Below are 1,199 nucleotides of genomic sequence, written 5' to 3' on the forward strand. Positions count from 1 at the left end.
ACTATGCAGAGATCGCACGTCGCCATATTGCTGAAGGTGGACAAGTTTGGTTATTTGGGTCTCAGAATGATGTGCCCGCATGTGGGGCTATTGCCGATTCTATCGATCAAGATTGTGTTAGTTTGCTGGCAGGCAATACCAGCCTAGAAGAGGCGGTTGCGTTAATGTCTCAAGCTGATTTGGCCTTAGCCAATGACTCAGGCTTGATGCACGTAGCGGCCGCATTGAATGTCCCAACGCTTGGCTTGTTTGGTTCGACCTCTCCAGATTACACACCGCCACTCAGTGAGAAGTCTGCGGTTATAAAAGCTAGCATAGACTGTAGTCCATGTTTCAAGCGTGATTGCCCATTTGGTCACTATAAGTGTTTGGAGGAGATGATGCCGGATAGGGTTTGGACGGCTTTGCAGGGTTTAAAATAGCTACTGCGACAACTTGGGCAGTGTTGAAAGCGAGCTCAAAATGCTCATTTATTCGCATATAAACTCTGCGTTCTCGCAACGCTTTCGCCTTGCCCACGTTTCTCTCGTAACGCTATTTGCCTCAATTTCATTTGGTTGAAAGTTAAAGTTTGCTCTCTTGTTCTCTTAGTACATTGGTTTAGTAATATTGGGGTCAGAGTACTTTTACTCTGACCCCGATCTATGAGCGTCCAGCGTTCTCAATCCTTGGGAAGCTCTGGGCATAGCGCTTGTTCAATTCCATCGCAAAGAATATGACCTAACATAATGTGTGCTTCTTGGATTGTTGCAGTAAGCGGCGCAGGAACCGCTAAGCAAGTGTCCGATATTTCCTTAAGCTGGCCTTTTTCGCCACTCATACCAATCACTTTGATGCCTTTTTTACGCGCTACATCGATGGCCTTGATTACGTTTCCAGAGTTACCAGATGTTGAGATAGCGACAAGTACATCGCCTGCTTGACCAAGTCCTGATAGTTGTCTTGCAAAGACTTCGTCATAGCCATAGTCATTACCGATCGCGGTTAAGGCTGAGGTGTCAGTGGTTAGTGCGATGGCTGGCAATGATTCACGATCAAAGCGATAGCGGCCAACGAGTTCAGCAGCAAGATGTTGAGCATCCGAGGCGCTTCCTCCGTTACCAATAAACAGTACTTTTTTACCTGCACGTATCGCTTCAACACAAAGTTGAATGGAGGTTTCTAGCTGCTCGAGGATGGCAGCATCATTTGAAATACGT

At 46.6% G+C, this 1,199-nt stretch carries 2 protein-coding genes; one reads left to right on the top strand and one right to left on the bottom strand.

All coding sequences use genetic code 11. The features are described from left to right. Nucleotides 1-422: lipopolysaccharide heptosyltransferase II (waaF, locus tag A3738_RS07050; protein WP_068763469.1), on the top strand; the 422-nt coding region annotated here is incomplete at its 5' end. Between the two features lie 239 nt (nucleotides 423-661). On the opposite strand, the gene A3738_RS07055 is transcribed toward waaF, so the two are convergent. Next, nucleotides 662-1,199: SIS domain-containing protein (locus A3738_RS07055; protein ID WP_156504040.1), on the bottom strand; the 538-nt coding region annotated here is incomplete at its 5' end.

It is taken from the genome of Oleiphilus sp. HI0066 (assembly GCF_001635725.1).